Annotated in this window: 17 protein-coding genes; 6 read left to right on the top strand and 11 right to left on the bottom strand. The window is 43.3% G+C overall.

Translation table 11 applies throughout. The annotated features are described in order from the left end of the window. Window positions 1–257: 257 nt before the first annotated feature. The gene (locus NR125_RS20325; RefSeq protein WP_256816010.1) at window positions 258–653 is read right to left on the bottom strand and encodes an MmcQ/YjbR family DNA-binding protein; all 396 of its coding nucleotides are present in this window, start codon (window positions 651–653) and stop codon (window positions 258–260) included. Window positions 654–844: 191 nt separating this feature from the next. Between NR125_RS20325 and NR125_RS20320 the strand changes: the two genes are divergently transcribed. Beyond that, window positions 845–2,218, top strand: a complete 1,374-nt coding sequence (locus NR125_RS20320) for a PepSY-associated TM helix domain-containing protein (protein ID WP_256816009.1) — start codon at window positions 845–847, stop codon at window positions 2,216–2,218. Continuing rightward, window positions 2,211–2,705, top strand: coding sequence for a FixH family protein (locus NR125_RS20315; RefSeq protein WP_256816008.1), 495 nt, complete (start codon window positions 2,211–2,213; stop codon window positions 2,703–2,705). The genes NR125_RS20320 and NR125_RS20315 overlap by 8 nt, the downstream gene beginning before the upstream one ends. 35 nt (window positions 2,706–2,740) lie before the next feature. On the opposite strand, the gene NR125_RS20310 is transcribed toward NR125_RS20315, so the two are convergent. The 3 genes from NR125_RS20310 to NR125_RS20300 all read right to left on the bottom strand — a co-directional run bounded on the left by NR125_RS20310 (window position 2,741) and on the right by NR125_RS20300 (window position 5,006). Further along, window positions 2,741–2,980 carry a DUF3951 domain-containing protein gene (locus NR125_RS20310; RefSeq protein WP_256816006.1) on the bottom strand — a complete coding sequence of 80 codons (240 nt, stop codon included), beginning with the start codon at window positions 2,978–2,980 and terminating at the stop codon, window positions 2,741–2,743. 232 nt (window positions 2,981–3,212) lie between these two features. Beyond that, complete coding sequence (locus tag NR125_RS20305) at window positions 3,213–4,334, bottom strand: NADH-dependent flavin oxidoreductase (RefSeq protein WP_256816005.1); 1,122 nt, start codon at window positions 4,332–4,334, stop codon at window positions 3,213–3,215. Between the two features lie 222 nt (window positions 4,335–4,556). Further along, a complete protein-coding gene (locus NR125_RS20300) occupies window positions 4,557–5,006 on the bottom strand; it encodes a GreA/GreB family elongation factor (RefSeq protein WP_009335131.1) in 450 nt (149 codons plus the stop codon). 698 nt (window positions 5,007–5,704) lie between these two features. Here NR125_RS20300 and NR125_RS20295 point away from each other — a divergent pair. After that, window positions 5,705–5,854, top strand: a complete 150-nt coding sequence (locus tag NR125_RS20295) for a hypothetical protein (protein ID WP_157380255.1) — start codon at window positions 5,705–5,707, stop codon at window positions 5,852–5,854. 106 nt (window positions 5,855–5,960) lie between these two features. Here the strand turns inward: NR125_RS20295 and NR125_RS20290 are convergent, their stop codons facing one another. Then, entirely contained in the window at window positions 5,961–6,404 is a 444-nt protein-coding gene (locus tag NR125_RS20290; RefSeq protein WP_019379388.1) for an SRPBCC family protein, read from the bottom strand. An 89-nt stretch (window positions 6,405–6,493) separates the two neighbouring features. Next, the gene (gene norA / locus NR125_RS20285) at window positions 6,494–7,681 is read right to left on the bottom strand and encodes a multidrug efflux MFS transporter NorA (protein ID WP_251263892.1); all 1,188 of its coding nucleotides are present in this window, start codon (window positions 7,679–7,681) and stop codon (window positions 6,494–6,496) included. 99 nt (window positions 7,682–7,780) lie between these two features. Between norA and NR125_RS20280 the strand changes: the two genes are divergently transcribed. After that, window positions 7,781–8,608, top strand: coding sequence for a MerR family transcriptional regulator (locus NR125_RS20280; protein ID WP_251263893.1), 828 nt, complete (start codon window positions 7,781–7,783; stop codon window positions 8,606–8,608). A 247-nt stretch (window positions 8,609–8,855) separates the two neighbouring features. Here NR125_RS20280 and NR125_RS20275 read toward each other — a convergent pair whose 3' ends face one another. Further along, the gene (locus tag NR125_RS20275; RefSeq protein WP_009335135.1) at window positions 8,856–9,056 is read right to left on the bottom strand and encodes a cold-shock protein; all 201 of its coding nucleotides are present in this window, start codon (window positions 9,054–9,056) and stop codon (window positions 8,856–8,858) included. 573 nt (window positions 9,057–9,629) lie between these two features. On the opposite strand from NR125_RS20275, the gene NR125_RS20270 reads away from it, so the two are divergent. Further along, window positions 9,630–10,163 carry an MEDS domain-containing protein gene (locus NR125_RS20270; protein WP_251156657.1) on the top strand — a complete coding sequence of 178 codons (534 nt, stop codon included), beginning with the start codon at window positions 9,630–9,632 and terminating at the stop codon, window positions 10,161–10,163. Between the two features lie 91 nt (window positions 10,164–10,254). Here the strand turns inward: NR125_RS20270 and NR125_RS20265 are convergent, their stop codons facing one another. Genes NR125_RS20265 through NR125_RS20255 form a run of 3 tightly spaced genes read right to left on the bottom strand, consistent with a single transcriptional unit; the run spans window position 10,255 to window position 13,331 of the window. Then, window positions 10,255–10,623 (bottom strand): GtrA family protein, encoded by a 369-nt coding sequence (locus tag NR125_RS20265; RefSeq protein ID WP_236888057.1) that lies wholly within the window; start codon window positions 10,621–10,623, stop codon window positions 10,255–10,257. 22 nt (window positions 10,624–10,645) lie between these two features. Then, window positions 10,646–11,683, bottom strand: a complete 1,038-nt coding sequence (locus NR125_RS20260; RefSeq protein WP_009335139.1) for a glycosyltransferase family 2 protein — start codon at window positions 11,681–11,683, stop codon at window positions 10,646–10,648. 16 nt (window positions 11,684–11,699) lie between these two features. Further along, window positions 11,700–13,331 (bottom strand): DUF6044 family protein, encoded by a 1,632-nt coding sequence (locus tag NR125_RS20255; RefSeq protein ID WP_372675475.1) that lies wholly within the window; start codon window positions 13,329–13,331, stop codon window positions 11,700–11,702. A gap of 171 nt (window positions 13,332–13,502) precedes the next feature. Between NR125_RS20255 and galU the strand changes: the two genes are divergently transcribed. Next, window positions 13,503–14,363: a UTP--glucose-1-phosphate uridylyltransferase GalU gene (gene galU / locus NR125_RS20250; RefSeq protein WP_306219871.1), complete on the top strand. Its 861-nt coding sequence runs from the start codon at window positions 13,503–13,505 to the stop codon at window positions 14,361–14,363. Here the strand turns inward: galU and galE are convergent. Beyond that, complete coding sequence (galE, locus tag NR125_RS20245) at window positions 14,358–15,350, bottom strand: UDP-glucose 4-epimerase GalE (protein ID WP_251156656.1); 993 nt, start codon at window positions 15,348–15,350, stop codon at window positions 14,358–14,360. The genes galU and galE overlap by 6 nt on opposite strands. Between the last annotated feature and the right edge of the window lie 274 nt (window positions 15,351–15,624).

Below are 15,624 nucleotides of genomic sequence, written 5' to 3'. Positions count from 1 at the left end.
GGAGAGAATGGGAATCTCTTTCCATAAAAAAATGCGCAGAGAAACTTTCTCTGCGCATGACATTTTTTCAATCCCAAATCGTACTATAAATATAACTAACTAAAAGTGAGGTGTGAAAATGTTTATTAGACTTTTTCATAAATCAGACCGCACACGCAAAATCGCCATTCTATCAAGTACCATTCTTTTATTAATAGGCGGATTTACTGCGCTTTTCCTTTAGCTGAATCATGACGGTTTGTGTCGGTTTTATGCTACTAGGGTGGACTCCCCCCTATTTTCAAGCTTTTCAGGATGGATTTAGGCGCCGTCCGCAAATAAGCTTCTTTTATCAAGCCTTCAACCTCAACCCACTCTAGTTCATGATCACCTAAAATCGAGGTCCAGCCATGCTGTCCAATATAGGGTGTCTTGAAAAAACGGCTGCCTTCCTGCACTAAAAATTCCTGTGTTTCTTTCGATGTTTTCATGGCAATGGACGGAATGCCCTCTTCGTTCTCTCCCAAAATAACAAAAGGCTTATCTTTTACTCTAAATGAAGTATGTCCAAATTTATCAGCCTGTTCGGCGGTTTCAGGAAAACCAATGGCAATCTCCCTTACCTTTGTCAGAATCTCTATGCTTTTTTGTGATTTTAATTGTTTATGGATCATCTTAACACTCCCTTGCCTGTTCTTTCATGATAATATTCAACACTATATTTAGAAACCCTTGTCTAAAAAAGAGAGTTTCTGGCTGTTATGACAGCTTTTTGCCAAAAAACTTTTTTCAAAACTTCATTCATTTCTCACATTCCCCTTTTAAGATATGAAAAGAAGATTAACGAAGAGGAGTTTTTGATGACATGGAAACGGTTAAAGAAACGGCTGATATACAGAAACCGCCACAGACTAACACCTCTCTATACAGAACGGTTTGGAGATGGCACTTTTATGCGGGCATAATTTTTGCGCCATTTCTTTTTATTCTGGCGGTAACCGGAGCAATCTATTTGTTTAAGCCGCAAATCGAGGGTGTCCTCTATCAGGATTATTATGAAGTCACCCCTCAGGATGAAAAAATTTCAGCTTCACAGCAGATTGAAGAAGTGAAGAAGCAATATCCGGATGCAGCAGTGACGGTGTACCGTCCCGGGGAAAGCGCCGATCGTTCAAGTGAAGTCGGCATTGTGAATAACGATGAATCGCTTACTGTTTTTATCAATCCTTATACAGGTGAGTCCCTCGGGGCCTTAAACAGCGAAGACCGGATTATGGATAAGATAGAAGAGTTTCACGGGGAACTGATGGCCGGCACGCTGGGAGACAGGATCGTGGAGCTGGCGGCCTGCTGGGCAGTTGTGCTCATTGTAACAGGACTGTATTTATGGTTTCCGAAGAAAAGGCCTGGCATGGGCGGCGTCCTTTTTCCCCGGCTGAATAAAGGGAAAAAGACTTTCAGAAGAGATTTGCATGCAGTGCCTGCCTTCTGGGTCACTGCTGGGATGCTCTTTTTAATCATGACAGGATTGCCTTGGTCCGGATTCTGGGGCACAAACTTTCAATCGATGGCAACCAATACCGGGGAAGGATATCCCCCTAGTGTCTGGGTTGGAAGCGGACCCCAGTCAACCATCCAGACGAAAGACATTGCCGATGTTCCATGGGCTGCCGAAAATCTGGACGTGCCTGTGTCAGACCTTCAGGGATTTATTCCGCTTTCGATTGATGATGTGGTTTCTGCTGCAGAACGTGAAGGCGTCCATCCCAGCTATTCCATTTATATTCCACAGGATAAATCGGGAGTGTACACAATTTCAGCCTTCCCGCCAAAAGCGCAGGATGAAATTACGATGCATATCGATCAGTATACAGGTGCGGTTTTAACAGATTACCGCTATGACCATTACGGGTGGATCGGGAAACTAGTCGCATGGGGAATTACGCTTCATAAAGGGACACAATTTGGCTTGATTAACCAATTAATCAGTTTATTCATCTGCCTTGGCATCATCCTTGTGGCGGTAAGCGGCTATTATTTGTGGCTCAAACGCAAGCCGAAAAAAGACATGGGCGCACCAAAAACAGCTGGGTTTAACAACACAAAGGGATTCTTCCTTCTGTTAATTGCCATGGGAGTCCTCTTCCCATTAGTCGGCTTAACGATCATCGCTGTTTTGATAATTGACTTTTTCTTAATCCGGAGAATACCAGCGTTGAAGAGGTTTTTGAATGCGTAAGTTTATGATAGGGGAGTCTAATGCCGTGAAAAAATATGTCTTTATGATCCTGCTGCTGTCTTTTCTGAGTGCATGTTCACTTAATGAGAATGCAGCAGAGCTTTACAAACAGGAAACTCCGCTGAAACTGGAAATACAAACACCGGACACTTTTACAGCCGGAGAACAGGAAACAGTTAAAGCCACTCTCACACAGGACGGCAAACCGGCTGATCATACTGATTTTGTTCATTTCGAAATTTGGAAGCAGGACGGCACTGTCCACTATGGGATGGAGGAAGCAGACAATGAGGGCGGGGGCGTCTACAGCATCAGCAAGGATTTTGACAAGGATGGCCTTTACTTTGTAAAAGTGCACGCCCAGCAAGGCGGCAGCCTGATCATGCCGCAAAAGCAGTTTATTGTGGGAGAGCTGTCGAAAAGCGACGTGGAATTCCTGCAAAAAGGAACAGGCAAGCAGGAAGCGGGGCAGGGTCATCATCATTAATTTAGAACAAAAAGGATAGAGTTTGTCAGGAGAGGTTACCTGCTATCTATCCTTTTTCTTCTCTCCTGCTTCTTTTTATTTCCCTGAATTTCATCTTCAGCCAGGATTTCTTGTTCTTCGTGAAACTCCACTTCAGATTGACCTGTAATTTCATTAAATGGGGTATAGAAAGGCTGAACACTTTTCTTTTTTACAAACACTTTATAAAACCCTATAATCACTAGTATGACTATGGCTGCTGGGAAACCGGCTGCCATAAAATCAATCAGGTTCATTTGCCCTCCCCTTTTCATATGGATATCTGGTATATGTTTATAGATTTCGTTTGCAGCTAACCTGCCCTGTTAACTTCAATAAAGAAGGCGTTTATTCCTGCTTGAGCTCGAAGCACTAATGACTGCTGCTCTCCAACAATTTATGGCCACCACTGATAAATAAAGAAAAGGGACTTCAGCAGTCCCTTTTCAAATATTTTCTTAATATAAGCGCTCAATCCTGAAGACATCCTCAATCTACAACCGGAAACCACCCCGGAGTGTTTACAATTGCCTGCCAGAGCGGATCAGGGATGACCAGCTTTTCCTGATCCTTCTTGGATAAAGTGGTGGCAATTTCAGACTCTTTTCCTTCCTGCACCTTCTGCACCCAATCCGGCTCCATAATCAGTTCCCGGCCAAGGGCGACCATGGCCACTCCCGTTTCCAGTGCTTTTACAGCTTCCTCAGGAGTATGGATGGACCCTACTCCGATAAGCGGCAGGCGGTTATTCATTTTTTCTAACAGATGCTGAATTCTTGGCTTAGCATCATCAGCCCCGCGTCTCGGTTTGGACCAGAAGTCCATCAGGGAGACATGAAGATAGTCCAGCCCTTTATCTGACAGTACATCGACCAATTGAAGAGTATCTTCCATGGTGATTCCCGGCTCAGTAGGCTCTTCCGGAGAAAAACGGTACCCCACAATAAATGGCTCTTTCGCATGTTCTTTTACCTCTTTTTGGACTGCGTCCACCACAGCAAGAGGGAACGTCATGCGCTTTTCAAGGCTTCCTCCGAATCGGTCCTCACGGCGATTTGAATGCGGAGAAAAGAATTGCTGAATTAAATAGCCATTGGCTCCATGGATTTCAACGCCATCATAGCCTGCCTGGATGGCCCGGCGGGTTGTTTCGCCGAAAGCGGCAATGATGTCCTCCACTTCCTTTTCCGTCAGTGCTCTTGGAGTGTTCCCGCTTCCTTCAGAAGCAACCGCACTGGCACTGACTGTTTCGCCATTTGGAACGAGCTCTGGAGGGCATTCCCTTCCGCCATGAAAGATCTGGAGTATTGCTTTGGCACCCTGCTCTTTAATGCTGGCTGCCAGCCTCGAAAGACTTGGAATCATCCCATCGTGATCGCCGCCGAATTCACCATGGAATCCTTTTCCGTTTGCTGTCACATTTGTACAAGCCGTAATCACCATTCCTACCCCTTTGGAGCGGTGTACGTAATAATCAATCTCGGCATCTGACACGGTTCCATCCGCATGGGATGAGAAATTGGTCATTGGAGCCAGAACCACTCTGTTTTTTAACTCCACATTATTCTTTAACTTAAGAGATTCTAATAGCGGTTTATAGCTTGGATTCACAAAAAAACACTCCTTTTTATAACCTTTCAAACCTAGTTTGTTATTTATTTCTTCTGTTTACGCATAGTAAACTGCGCAAATTGAGAATTACCCTGCAAGAAGGCAGCGAAAGATTACTGTAATGTTATATGTTACAGTTTAGGAAGTCAATTATTTGAATCGGAAGCTCTCTCCGCCTGGGACAAAGGGACAAATTTGTCCCTCCGCTCCAAATAATATCCGTTAACCTGTCTCCTTGTCCCAGTATGATATTTTTTCGATAACTACATCCAGCTGGCCGCTTGGGATAATCAGGGATGTTTGTTCACCCATATTTTTTAACAGAAGCTGCCTGCCAACCGGGGATAAGAATGAAATGCAGCCATTATCAGGGTCAGACTGATCGGGCAGACAGATATGATAATCCTCCCGGTCATCCTCCCCGTCGAATAACACAGTTACCTTTGTTCCAATCAATACTTTTCGCAAAGGGGGTTCTGCTGGAGCTTGATTACAAAGTGTAATGTATTTCTCCACTTCACTTACATAATTACTAAGGAAGTCCTTTTTCCTCTCCTTGAGCGGAGTGGAAGATAAATAAAGGCTATTCAGATCCTGATAGTTATCATCAATAAACGTCAGCTGCTTAATAAAGTACTCTTTTTCAGTGAGGGCGGGGATACTATGGTTCATAGTAGATAACCCCCCTGCTGGGATCAAACACCTTGCAAAACTTCAATTCTACTGTCATTTCCATGCACCATCCTTCTTTTGAATATATAAAAAGCAGACCTTTCCCCGTTTATAAAGAAAGGTCTACTATATATTTACAACATAGCATATATGTACCTGAAAAGCCAGCTAACTTGTGGGTCATTGGCAGACTTTCGGAGGATTTTATTGTCGAATTGAACATTTGTACATCCGCCAAAAAAACCACTCCTTCTCCCCAAATAATTCTCCTTTTGTATCATTTTTCCTTTTTATCTAAGCCGCCTTAGGCAAAAAAAAGCGCTCCTGCTTTTGCAGGAACGCTTTTTTGCACATCCCAGAATTTATGTGTCGGGTTCGGACTCCTTTACTCGGATTTGTCCTTCTTGTGTCCGAAGGTCCACTAACTTCAGACTCATCCATTTGGTTTTCCATCTATCTTGTCCGAAGGTCCGCCAACTTCGGACTCTTCCCCTAGGATTTCTACCTAATCCGTCCGAAGGAAAACCCGCTTCGGACTCCTCCAACCGGATTCCCTCCGGTCTTGTCCGAACAGTAAAAAGAGGGACAGATTTCCGGTCCCTCTTATCAAATATCGCTCCAGCTACACTTCTCCTCATCCCACTTGAATAGTTTCACAATTATTAAGCAATCTAAACTGTGTATGGGAGGTGAAGATATTGTCACATCAGAACGGCAAGTCAGAGAAGCAAGCAGCGAAACCCTCAGTTGAAAATCGTCAAGGTTCAGGTTCAGAATACGAAAGAGAGCGTGCTGGGAAAGTAGAAGGGTACGGTCAGCCATACCCGGATAATGGTGCTAAAAGTTAATGATAGGCTAAGAGTGAATTAGACGTTAATTCACTCTTTTTGCTTTAAGCATGCAAGCCTCCCAATCATTACGCCTGGTACAGCCGATAACAGAATCGAAATCTTATTAATGGATTAAAGCTGCTCTCAAATCACTAATGCCATGTTCCAAATAGCCCTTAAGGCAAGTCAGCATGTAGATCCAGCCTTCTTTTTGCCCCAGCATTTTGCTTACGGCTTCAGGGTCATTTTCGTCAAGACCGGATTCGTTCACCTCAATGATGGTACTCAAATGATTCGTCTCATTCAGTGTAATGGCAACAACTGTTTCTTCATTCGTTTCTACGCCCCATGAAAACACGATTTTCTTATTTTCCTCAAAATCTAATACATTTAAAATGCCTTCTGCGCCATATTCATCATATTTCACAGTAATCGACTTGCCTTGTGCCCATCTTTCGGAACTCGATGAGAACCAGAAATGACCGATTTTAACTGGGTCAACGATGGCATCAAACACCTCGCTGGCTGGCTTATTTATTTTTAATTTCGCAGTTATTTGAGTATCCACAATAAATCAACTCACTTTCAGGTAATTAATATTCTTTTATTATATCCTGAACTCTTTTATTTTTGTGGAATGAGTATGTTAATTAGCTGCTATACTGCTTTCACCACTTTGGATGCCTTCTCTGCAGGCTTTTTCCAGAGCAGGGTCAGCCCAATCCCCAATGCCATTATGACCGTCGCAAAATAGTATGGGTAGTTAATATCGATATCAAACAGCATCCCTCCTATAATAGGTCCGCTGATATTCGCCAGACTTGTAAACATCGAGTTCATGCCGCCCACGAAGCCTTGTTCATTGCCGGCGATATTGGAAAGATAGGAAGTGACAGCCGGACGGAATAAGTCGAATCCTACAAACACAATGAATGTTACAAGTAAAATCGCGAAGTAGGAATGAACTACAGTCATTAAAAACACAAGCAGTCCGGATAGTATCAGGCTGTAGCGGATCAGTTTGATTTCTCCCCAAATACGGGTCAGGCGGTCAAACAGCAGAATTTGCGATACAGCTCCGAAAATGGCTCCGCCTGTAATCACAATGGCGATATCTGATGGTTTGAAAGCAAACTTGTGATCCACAAATAAGCTAAAGAATGACTCAAACGCAGCCAGCCCAAATGAGGCAATGAAAATCAGAATAAAGGCCAGGAAATATTTTGGCTCCATTACGCGTTTGAAGCCGCTTCTGCCCTCTGGAGCCCCTTCTTGATTTTCTTCTTCAATGCGTTCAGGCTCAGATAATAAAATCATCGAAAGCACAGCTGCCAGTGCACCCATTGCTCCTGCAAAGAAGAATGGCACACGCGTTCCAAATTCCGCTAAAAATCCGCCAATGCCGGGACCGATAATAAATCCCGTACTAATGGCCGCTGACATATACCCGAGTGCCTTTGGACGGGTATCCGTCGTCGTGATATCCGCGATAAAGGCTGTCACGGCCGGCATAATAAAGGCCGCACTAATTCCGCCCAAGATCCGGGAAACGAATAGCACCTCGATCTCTTGGCCGATCCCGAATAAAAACTCCGATAAACCGAAAATAAATAGGCCGGTGACAATCATGATTTTCCTGCCCCATTTATCGGCTGCTCTCCCTGCAAACGGGGAAACAATAAGCTGAGCCAATGCAAATGCGGCTGTTAAATACCCGATTGTTGTGCCCGTTATGCCCAATTCATTCATCAATGTAGGCAGAACAGGAATGACCAGGCCAATTCCCAGAAAGGCTATGAATAAATTCGTCAATAATAAACCTAAAGTGATTTTTTGTGTCTTCATCTATATCATGCTCCTTACAAAACAGTCAAACTTGATTTATTTATACGTTTTATACTAGTGTATATAGTAACTATATAGTCAAGGGCGGTGATGTAAATAATGAGTAAAAAAGATGGCAAATATTTAACGACTGGCGAATTCGCAAAGCTTTGCAAGGTTAACAAGCAGACAATCTTTTATTACGATCAAATCGGGATTTTGTCCCCGGTAAAGAAAAATGAAAAAGGCTATCGCTATTATTCCATTCATCAATTAGAGTTATTTTTTGTGATTGATTTATTAAAGGATCTTGGCATGTCGCTTAACGATATTCAGCAGTATATGCAAAACAAATCGCCCGAAAGCTTTTTATCCATCATGTACCGGAAAAAAGAAGAGATTATAAAAAAACGGCAGGAGATCGAAATGAAGGAGAAAATGATCGAGGCCAAAATCGGATTAATGGAAGAAGCCTCCAAGCTTAATTTTAATCGAATTGCGCTTCAGCCATTGCCGGAAGCAACCCTCTATCTAAGCAGGAACATCCAAAATATATCTGATGAAGAATTTGGGGAGGTCATCTCGGATTTCATTAATGAATTGCAGATCTCACAGCTTGATTCAGGGTATCCGATTGGAACTATAACGAAGCGGGAACAGGTGCTGAAAGGGGAATTCTCCAATTACAGTTACTTGTATATCGAGCAGCCAAATCCAAAGGAAGGACATCCGTATTTTCGGGCTGTAAAAGGTGATTTTCTCATCGGCTATCATGTTGGGAGCGAAAAAACCATCAGCCACACATATAAGCGGTTTTTCTCAGAGATGGAGCGGCTGCATTTAACCTTAGGGGAGCATGTTTTTGAAGAGTACATTTATGATACCGTTGTACAGAATAATAAGGAGCAGTTTGTCACTAAAATTATGATGCAGGTTATCAGGGGATAGGATTTCCGTCCATCTTTATCAAAGGTGTTAGGAAAATTCACAATAATATGATACACTTTGTTTACCATTTGATTTACTGTGTACATGTGCCCTGCTCATTCGTGAGCGGGGTTCCTTATTAGAAAAGCGTAACGCCTTGTCCACCAGCTGGAGCTAGACAGTTATCAACGTTCAAAATTAATACTTCCTTATTTTCACACACAAAAAAACAGGCCCATAAAGAGCCTGCCCTGAGTTTTGGTTTTAATTAAGCTTTACGCACGTTAGCTGCTTGAGCTCCACGCTGACCTTGCTCAACATCGAAAGTCACTTCTTGACCTTCTTCTAAAGATTTATAACCTTCGCCTTGGATAGCTGAGAAATGAACGAATACGTCTTCTCCACCTTCGCGTTCGATGAATCCGAAGCCTTTTTCACTGTTAAACCATTTTACTTTACCATTTTCCATTTTTGTTGCCTCCTTGTGCGTATAAACACACATTGTGTTACTATCCTTGCTCTCAGTGATCATCAAGACGTAAAGTTTTACTCAAACTATCCTTTACACCGAACAAAAATAATTCTTATTTAGTTTAACACTTTTCTGAATTATATGCAAGAAAACACAAAAAGGAAAACATGATTTCTCCATGCGGGCATGCAAAAACTTCGAAATTAACCATAAAAAAGACTGCTATTTCATAGCAGTCATGGATAGTGCCTTAAGAAGTAATAGAATATCCTGATGAATGCTGTTGCGTACTTGATCATCGCTACAGTTCTCAAAATCAGCCTGTAAACGTCCAAGTTCTCTAATGAATAGTAAGTTTTCTTCCTTACTAAGCATAGTGTATTCGCTCCTTTTTACATAGGGAAAAACACTATGTCGTTTCAGGGTAACACTATTGCATTTGATTTACAATCAATCAACAGGGCTCTTAATAAGCAGAGTTTCTCCTTTCGCTGGTGAACCCTTTCAATATCAAAGTATGATAAACTAAATTTGCAGGCATAAAATGACAAAATTCAATGGGGTGCAAATTTGGAAAGTTTACATTTAAAAGAAGTCCATGAAATTCAAGACCTTACTAAGGGACATGTATTATATTTTTTCAAGAATCCGGACCACTATATTTCAAATGTCATTGAATTTGTTCTTTCGGGCTTAGAACGAAATGAATACTGCATCATTATAGAAAATGACCGGATGACTCCATTGATTAAGAAAAGTCTCACAGAGAAATTGAATAATAACTGTCTGAAAAAAGTAATGTTCGTCAATAATTATGACTTCTATTATGCCAAGGGGGACTTTAGAGTTAATTCTATTTTCGATTATCTTCCGAACTTAATTGAAGGTTATTCAGAACAGGATTTAGCTGTCAGAAGCTGGGCTCATGTCGAATGGCGTGAAGAACCGGAAGTCTGTAAAAAATTATCGGTATCTGAAAAAGAAGCGGATCTAATCGTTGCCAAAACAAAACTTCTATCCGTTTGTGCCTACGATTCAGAAAGGGTTAGTAATGAATTAAAAGAAAGTCTCCTAACTTGCCACAATTTTCTTGTAAATGAATGATAAAATTAGTCTCACCTTTAATAAGTGAGACTAATTTAGCTCCCCTGTGAACCTTCTCCTAAGAACCTGCTCTACTGGCAGTTCACTTTCTCTATTTAGTAAAAACGAGGTATTTTTGTCCGATATAGTTAGTTAATGTGTAAATGCCAGCTCCTAAAAGAACCGCAAGCTCTTCAGGTGAAACATCATGCCTGAGAATCGTAACAGTCTGCATAAATTCTGCAGCCATGCCGCTTATGGAATAAGAAAGAATATAGCATAGAAACAAAATAAGAATGAAGCGCACCGCACTGCTTTGAAGGCTGTCCCTGCTCCTGAAGGTGAACGTTCTGTTAAGGAAATAACTGACCGCTGCCCCCATACTGTTCCCCAGAAATGTTGCAGTCCAATACGTCAGCCCCGCTAAATCCAGCAGCATAAATATCATGGATAGCCCGACAATTGTATTGACTGTTCCCACAAGCAAAAATCGAATAAAGGTATTAGTTCGTTTCAGATAATGTTCCAAAATGAATGTCCGCGTGCTCATCATCATGGTCTCCGTCCGTAATCAAATGGCGGGAAATCGGCAGATTAAACGCATCTACTTCAATAGAGAATTTAGGTCTGCGTTTCGTTTCTTTATAGATCTTCCCTATATATTCCCCCACCAGGCCAATGGCTGTCAGCTGAAGTCCCCCCAGCATCCAAATCGAGGTGATTAACGAGGTCCAGCCGGTTTCGGTTTCACCATAATAACGCAATCCAAGAAAGTAGAGGCCAAAAAGAAAGCTTATACAAAAAGAGCCGATGCCCAATGCCAATACCATTCGAATCGGTGTAACGGAAAAAGAAGTAATGCCTTCAAAGGAAAAGGCCAGCATCTTTTTCAGCGGATACTTTGTTTCCCCGGCAAGACGCTCTTTGCGGTCATAATAAACATTGGCCGTTTTAAAGCCCAGCAAAGGCACAATTCCGCGCAAAAAAAGATTGGTTTCCTCATAGCGCTGCAGTTCTTCCAACGCACGCTTGCTCATCAGGCGGAAATCAGCATGATTATAGATAAGATCAACACCCATTTTCTTCATTATTTTATAAAATCCCTGTGCCGTGTTTCTTTTAAAAAACGTATCACGGTCCCTCTTTTTTCTTACTCCATAGACAATGTCATATCCTTCGCGGAATTTCAGGATAAACTCCCGGATCACGGCAATATCATCCTGAAGATCGGCATCGATGGACACCGTGCAATCCGAAGCCTTCCCTGCAGCTGTTAAGCCCGCAAGCAGAGCATTCTGATGTCCCGCATTTCTGGCAAGCTTCAGCCCTCGCACTCTGGGGTTATTCAGGCTCTGCTTATAAATGATCTGCCAGGTCCGGTCCCTGCTGCCATCATCTACAAACAAAATTTTGCTTTTATCAGAAACAAGTTCATCATCCAGCAATTCTTCAAGCAGCCCATTCAGCTGATTAATTGTATCCGGCAGTACCTCCTCTTCGTTATAGCAAGGAACTACGATGGTGAGTACTGGGTTGGTCATTCTTAATTCCTCCTGCTTATATGGCTTTATAAAGGTAGATTTTCCACACAGAGCTTTTTGATTCAAAAACCTTCTCCAGCCGAAGCAGATTCTCTTCCGCATTATCGATCGGTACAGATGAAAAAAGATAGGAACCGCCCATGGCCTTAAAGGCTTCTGTATTTAACTCAAGATTCTTCAGCCTTTTTTTCGTTCGCTTTTTAAACATATAATGCTTGCCAAGCTCGTCCGTGAAGAGATAGCATCTTCCGCCCCATTCATCAAAATAAATTCGGAGTGTTTTATTTTTTTCCAGCTCTTTCTCAATGATTTTCCTAAACTGATATTTGTATGTTAAGGGGTAGAAATTATTATACGAATCCAGCGTGTAAAAGCCATTATACTGGGCAATGGCCGGATGAAGCCCAATGCTTGCCACCCGGTAATCCTCCTGCGGAAGCCCAATGTATTCTTTAATAGCCGAGAATTGTTCTTCTGCGTAAAATTGCTTGACCGTTGGCTTATCCTGAAAAAGAATTTCCTCGTTGAAAAAGGAAACGGTCATGATCTGTGCAAGCACAAAAACCGGAACAAGGCGCCTCCAGAACGGTCCATGAGACCAAATGATTTTCAGGGTCAGCGCGAAAAGCAAATAGATAACCAGCGGCCTCAAAAAGTGATACCTGGCAAAGTTGAAGGTATCAAGAACATGAAAACGCTCTGTCAGAGGCAGCCAGCCTTTATAAAACCAGAAGGCATACCATGCTGATAGGGCAAAGTTAAGAAGAAACAGGAACAAAAACACCTTGTCCTTCTTCCCCTTTTTCTGCCTTAGCGTCATAAAAAGAGCTACAAACATCAGCGGAAGAATGACCAGAGTATGCATCGAGGCAGCATGGTGGTGCCCCAAAGCAAAGTTCTTGAATGTCAGCCTGACGCAATGCCAGAAAGTGAGCCTCGCATGGAAGTACTCATCCCGGCTGTTTGGCTCATCGTCAAAAAGAAAGGAATAAACCAGCCTGTATTCCACGATGAAAAAAATTCCGGTCATATACACAATCGATAAAAGAAATGGCCAATTCCATGCTTTTTTCCTGATGACGTCCGTCAGCCAGAAGATCCCCATCGCGCTCAAAAAAAAGAAAAACCCAAGGACAATGCTCGCATAAAAAGGCAATAGGGTTAATACAAGGACATTTTTCCACGACCTTTCCCCCTGCCTGATATTTAAGAAGGCCCACAGAGCAAGCGGCATCCCAAGCGTGCTCAGCATACCGGAGGGCCAGAATGGCGTGAAGGCAAAAGCAAGGGCTGTCCCAATCGTAATGGGCGCCCACTTTTCTTCTTTAAGAAAGTGCTTTTTCAAAAGCACATACATACCGATAAAAGCAAACACCCTTGTGATCGTCTGGCTGAGTGCATAAGCAATCATCGGCGGAAAAAGGGCATACAGCCAAACAATTAATGTGAATTCCGAGCCAAACGCATTGCGGGACAAATTTCCGTTCATAACTTGTGGAATGACAGCGTCAATCGGTCCTCTCAGCTGTCCGCTTTCAGCAAGGACTTTATACCATGCCAGATTGCTGTCAAGATTATCATGAACGCGGATATGCGCGTCTTCACCTAATATGTATAGGGGGGATACAAACAGGACCAGGGCAATCATGGCCAGAATAAGGAGATTTTTCTCGGCTTTATTTTTTTTCAAAAGCAATCTCTACACCTCTGGGTTCAAGATTATTTACAATTTTAGGGTTCACGAACAGGGGCAAAATATTCAGGAAGGGATAATACAACCCTCCACCTACATAAAAATAGAGTGGAAAGGGGGATTTTTATGATTAAAAAAGCGGTCATTCCCGCTGCAGGCCTCGGAACCCGTTTCCTGCCTGCCACAAAGGCACAGCCAAAGGAAATGCTCCCTATTGTCGATAAGCCCGCCATTCAATATATTGTGGAGGAAGCTATTGCTTCAGGAATTGAGGATATTATCATCATAACGGGGAGAAACAAACGGGCCATTGAAGACCATTTTGATAAATCGGTTGAAATGGAGCTGCTCCTACAGAAAAGCGGAAAGCTTGAAATGCTTGAGCAAGTGCGCCAAATAACCAATCTGGCTGATATCCATTATGTCAGGCAAAAGGAGCCGCTCGGATTGGGGCATGCCATTTTATGCGCGAGAAAGTTCATTGGCAGGGAGCCGTTTGCCGTCCTCCTTGGCGATGATATTATTGATGGGGAACCTCCTGCCATGCTGCAAATGATTGAGCAGTATAACCAAACGGGGGCAAGCATCCTCGGATGCAGTGAGGTCCCCCTGTCTGAAGTCAATAAGTATGGAATTGTCGGCTATTCAGAACAGAGGGGCCCATTATATAAAGTGGATAGCCTCGTTGAAAAACCTCCTGCTGAAAAAGCACCTTCTGCGCATGCAATTATTGGCCGGTATATCTTAACACCCGCAATCTTTGACATGCTTCAAAACGGAAGCCCGGACAGCAAAGGCGAGCTGCAGCTGACAGATGCCCTCGATGCTTTGCTTCGCCGGGAAAGAATTTATTCGTATCTAATCCAGGGAAAGCGTTATGATATTGGAGATAAATTCGGCTTTCTTAAAGCTTCGATTGATTATGCCCTGCAAAGACCTGAACTGAAGGAAAAGCTTTCACTATACTTAAGGCAAGCTCGCTTATGATTTGGGATATCCGTCAGGGTGGGACCTGTGCCAGCTCCAGGCATCCTCGACGATCTGGCGGATACTTGTTTTTTTCGGCTGCCAGTTCAGCAGTGACCTTGCTTTTTCTGATGAAGCAACCAGTTCTGCCGGGTCTCCAGACCGGCGGGGAGCAATCGTCACTTTAAAGCATCTGTTTGTTACCTCTGCAGCGGTTTCAATCACTTCTTTTACAGAGATCCCTTTGCTGCCTCCAAGATTAAAGACATTGCTTTCCCCTCCAGCTTCCAGGTAGCGGAGTGCCAGCAGATGGGCTTCAGCCAAATCCTCTACATGAATATAGTCCCTTATGCAGGTACCATCCTTTGTTGGATAGTCATCTCCAAAAATGGAGACAGATTCTCTTTTTCCAAGTGCCGCCTGCAGGATAATCGGGATCAGGTGGGTCTCGTTCTGATGGTCTTCGCCAATTTCCCCTGAAGCTTTTGCCCCTGCAGCATTAAAATAACGGAGCGACACGAACCTTGCCCCTGATGCCTGCGCCCACCAATGGAGCATTCGTTCAATGGCAAGCTTCGTCTCGCCATACGGGCTTGCCGGTTTGAGGGGCGCGTCTTCCTGTATAGGCTGGCTTTTGGCCTCACCATATACGGCTGCAGTTGACGAAAACACGAGCTGTTTCACCTTATGCGTGTCCAAAGCCTTTAGAAGGTTAAGAGAACCAAGTACATTATTATCATAGTAATGTAACGGATTTTTCATCGATTCCCCTACCAGGGATGAGGCCGCAAAATGAAAGACTGCCTCTATTCGCTCGCCTGAAAGGACACTATTCAGAAAATCCTGCGATCTGATATCCCCCTCATAGAAAGCTGCCTTTGGATGGACCGCCTGCCTGTGGCCCGCAGCCAAATGATCAACTACCACTGTTTCATACCCTTTTCGAATGAGAAGATCTACTATATGTGAACCAATATAACCTGCTCCTCCTGTAACCAAGATTGCCATTCCATCACTCCTGCATAGATTTACTTTCCCTTTTCTATATGCAGGTGTGAGGTTGAGTATGATAAAACTGCGGAGTCCCTCCTTCCCCGAATGAGTATCAGGTTCGGCTCTTCTGTTCGGATTCTCCTTCTCCTATCCGAAGTTGCATCAGGTTCGGACTGCTCCGACCGGCTTTCCTCTTCTCCTGTCCGAAGTTGCTCTAGGTTCGGACTACTCTGAACGGGTTTCCTCTTCTCCTGTCCGAAGTTGCATCAGGTTCGGACTGCTCTGAACG

Source organism: Cytobacillus sp. Bac17 (assembly GCF_024519925.1).
Lineage (GTDB): Bacteria > Bacillota > Bacilli > Bacillales > Cytobacillaceae > Cytobacillus > Cytobacillus pseudoceanisediminis.
Note: the sequence above shows the minus strand (reverse complement) of the source record. Positions and strands in the feature narration are given on the sequence as shown.

Bases quoted from the DNA above. Each gene is read 5' to 3' on its own strand.
- NR125_RS20315 (WP_256816008.1), top strand. From the start codon at position 2,211: ATGCGTAAGTTTATGATAGGGGAGTCTAATGCCGTGAAAAAATATGTC.
- NR125_RS20275 (WP_009335135.1), bottom strand. From the start codon at position 9,056: ATGGAAAATGGTAAAGTAAAATGGTTTAACAGTGAAAAAGGCTTCGGA.
- NR125_RS20255 (WP_372675475.1), bottom strand. From the start codon at position 13,331: ATGATTGCCCTGGTCCTGTTTGTATCCCCCCTATACATATTAGGTGAA.
- NR125_RS20310 (WP_256816006.1), bottom strand. From the start codon at position 2,980: ATGAACCTGATTGATTTTATGGCAGCCGGTTTCCCAGCAGCCATAGTC.
- galU (WP_306219871.1), top strand. From the start codon at position 13,503: ATGATTAAAAAAGCGGTCATTCCCGCTGCAGGCCTCGGAACCCGTTTC.
- NR125_RS20325 (WP_256816010.1), bottom strand. From the start codon at position 653: ATGATCCATAAACAATTAAAATCACAAAAAAGCATAGAGATTCTGACA.
- NR125_RS20320 (WP_256816009.1), top strand. From the start codon at position 845: ATGGAAACGGTTAAAGAAACGGCTGATATACAGAAACCGCCACAGACT.
- NR125_RS20280 (WP_251263893.1), top strand. From the start codon at position 7,781: ATGAGTAAAAAAGATGGCAAATATTTAACGACTGGCGAATTCGCAAAG.
- NR125_RS20260 (WP_009335139.1), bottom strand. From the start codon at position 11,683: ATGACCAACCCAGTACTCACCATCGTAGTTCCTTGCTATAACGAAGAG.
- NR125_RS20300 (WP_009335131.1), bottom strand. From the start codon at position 5,006: ATGAACCATAGTATCCCCGCCCTCACTGAAAAAGAGTACTTTATTAAG.
- galE (WP_251156656.1), bottom strand. From the start codon at position 15,350: ATGGCAATCTTGGTTACAGGAGGAGCAGGTTATATTGGTTCACATATA.
- norA (WP_251263892.1), bottom strand. From the start codon at position 7,681: ATGAAGACACAAAAAATCACTTTAGGTTTATTATTGACGAATTTATTC.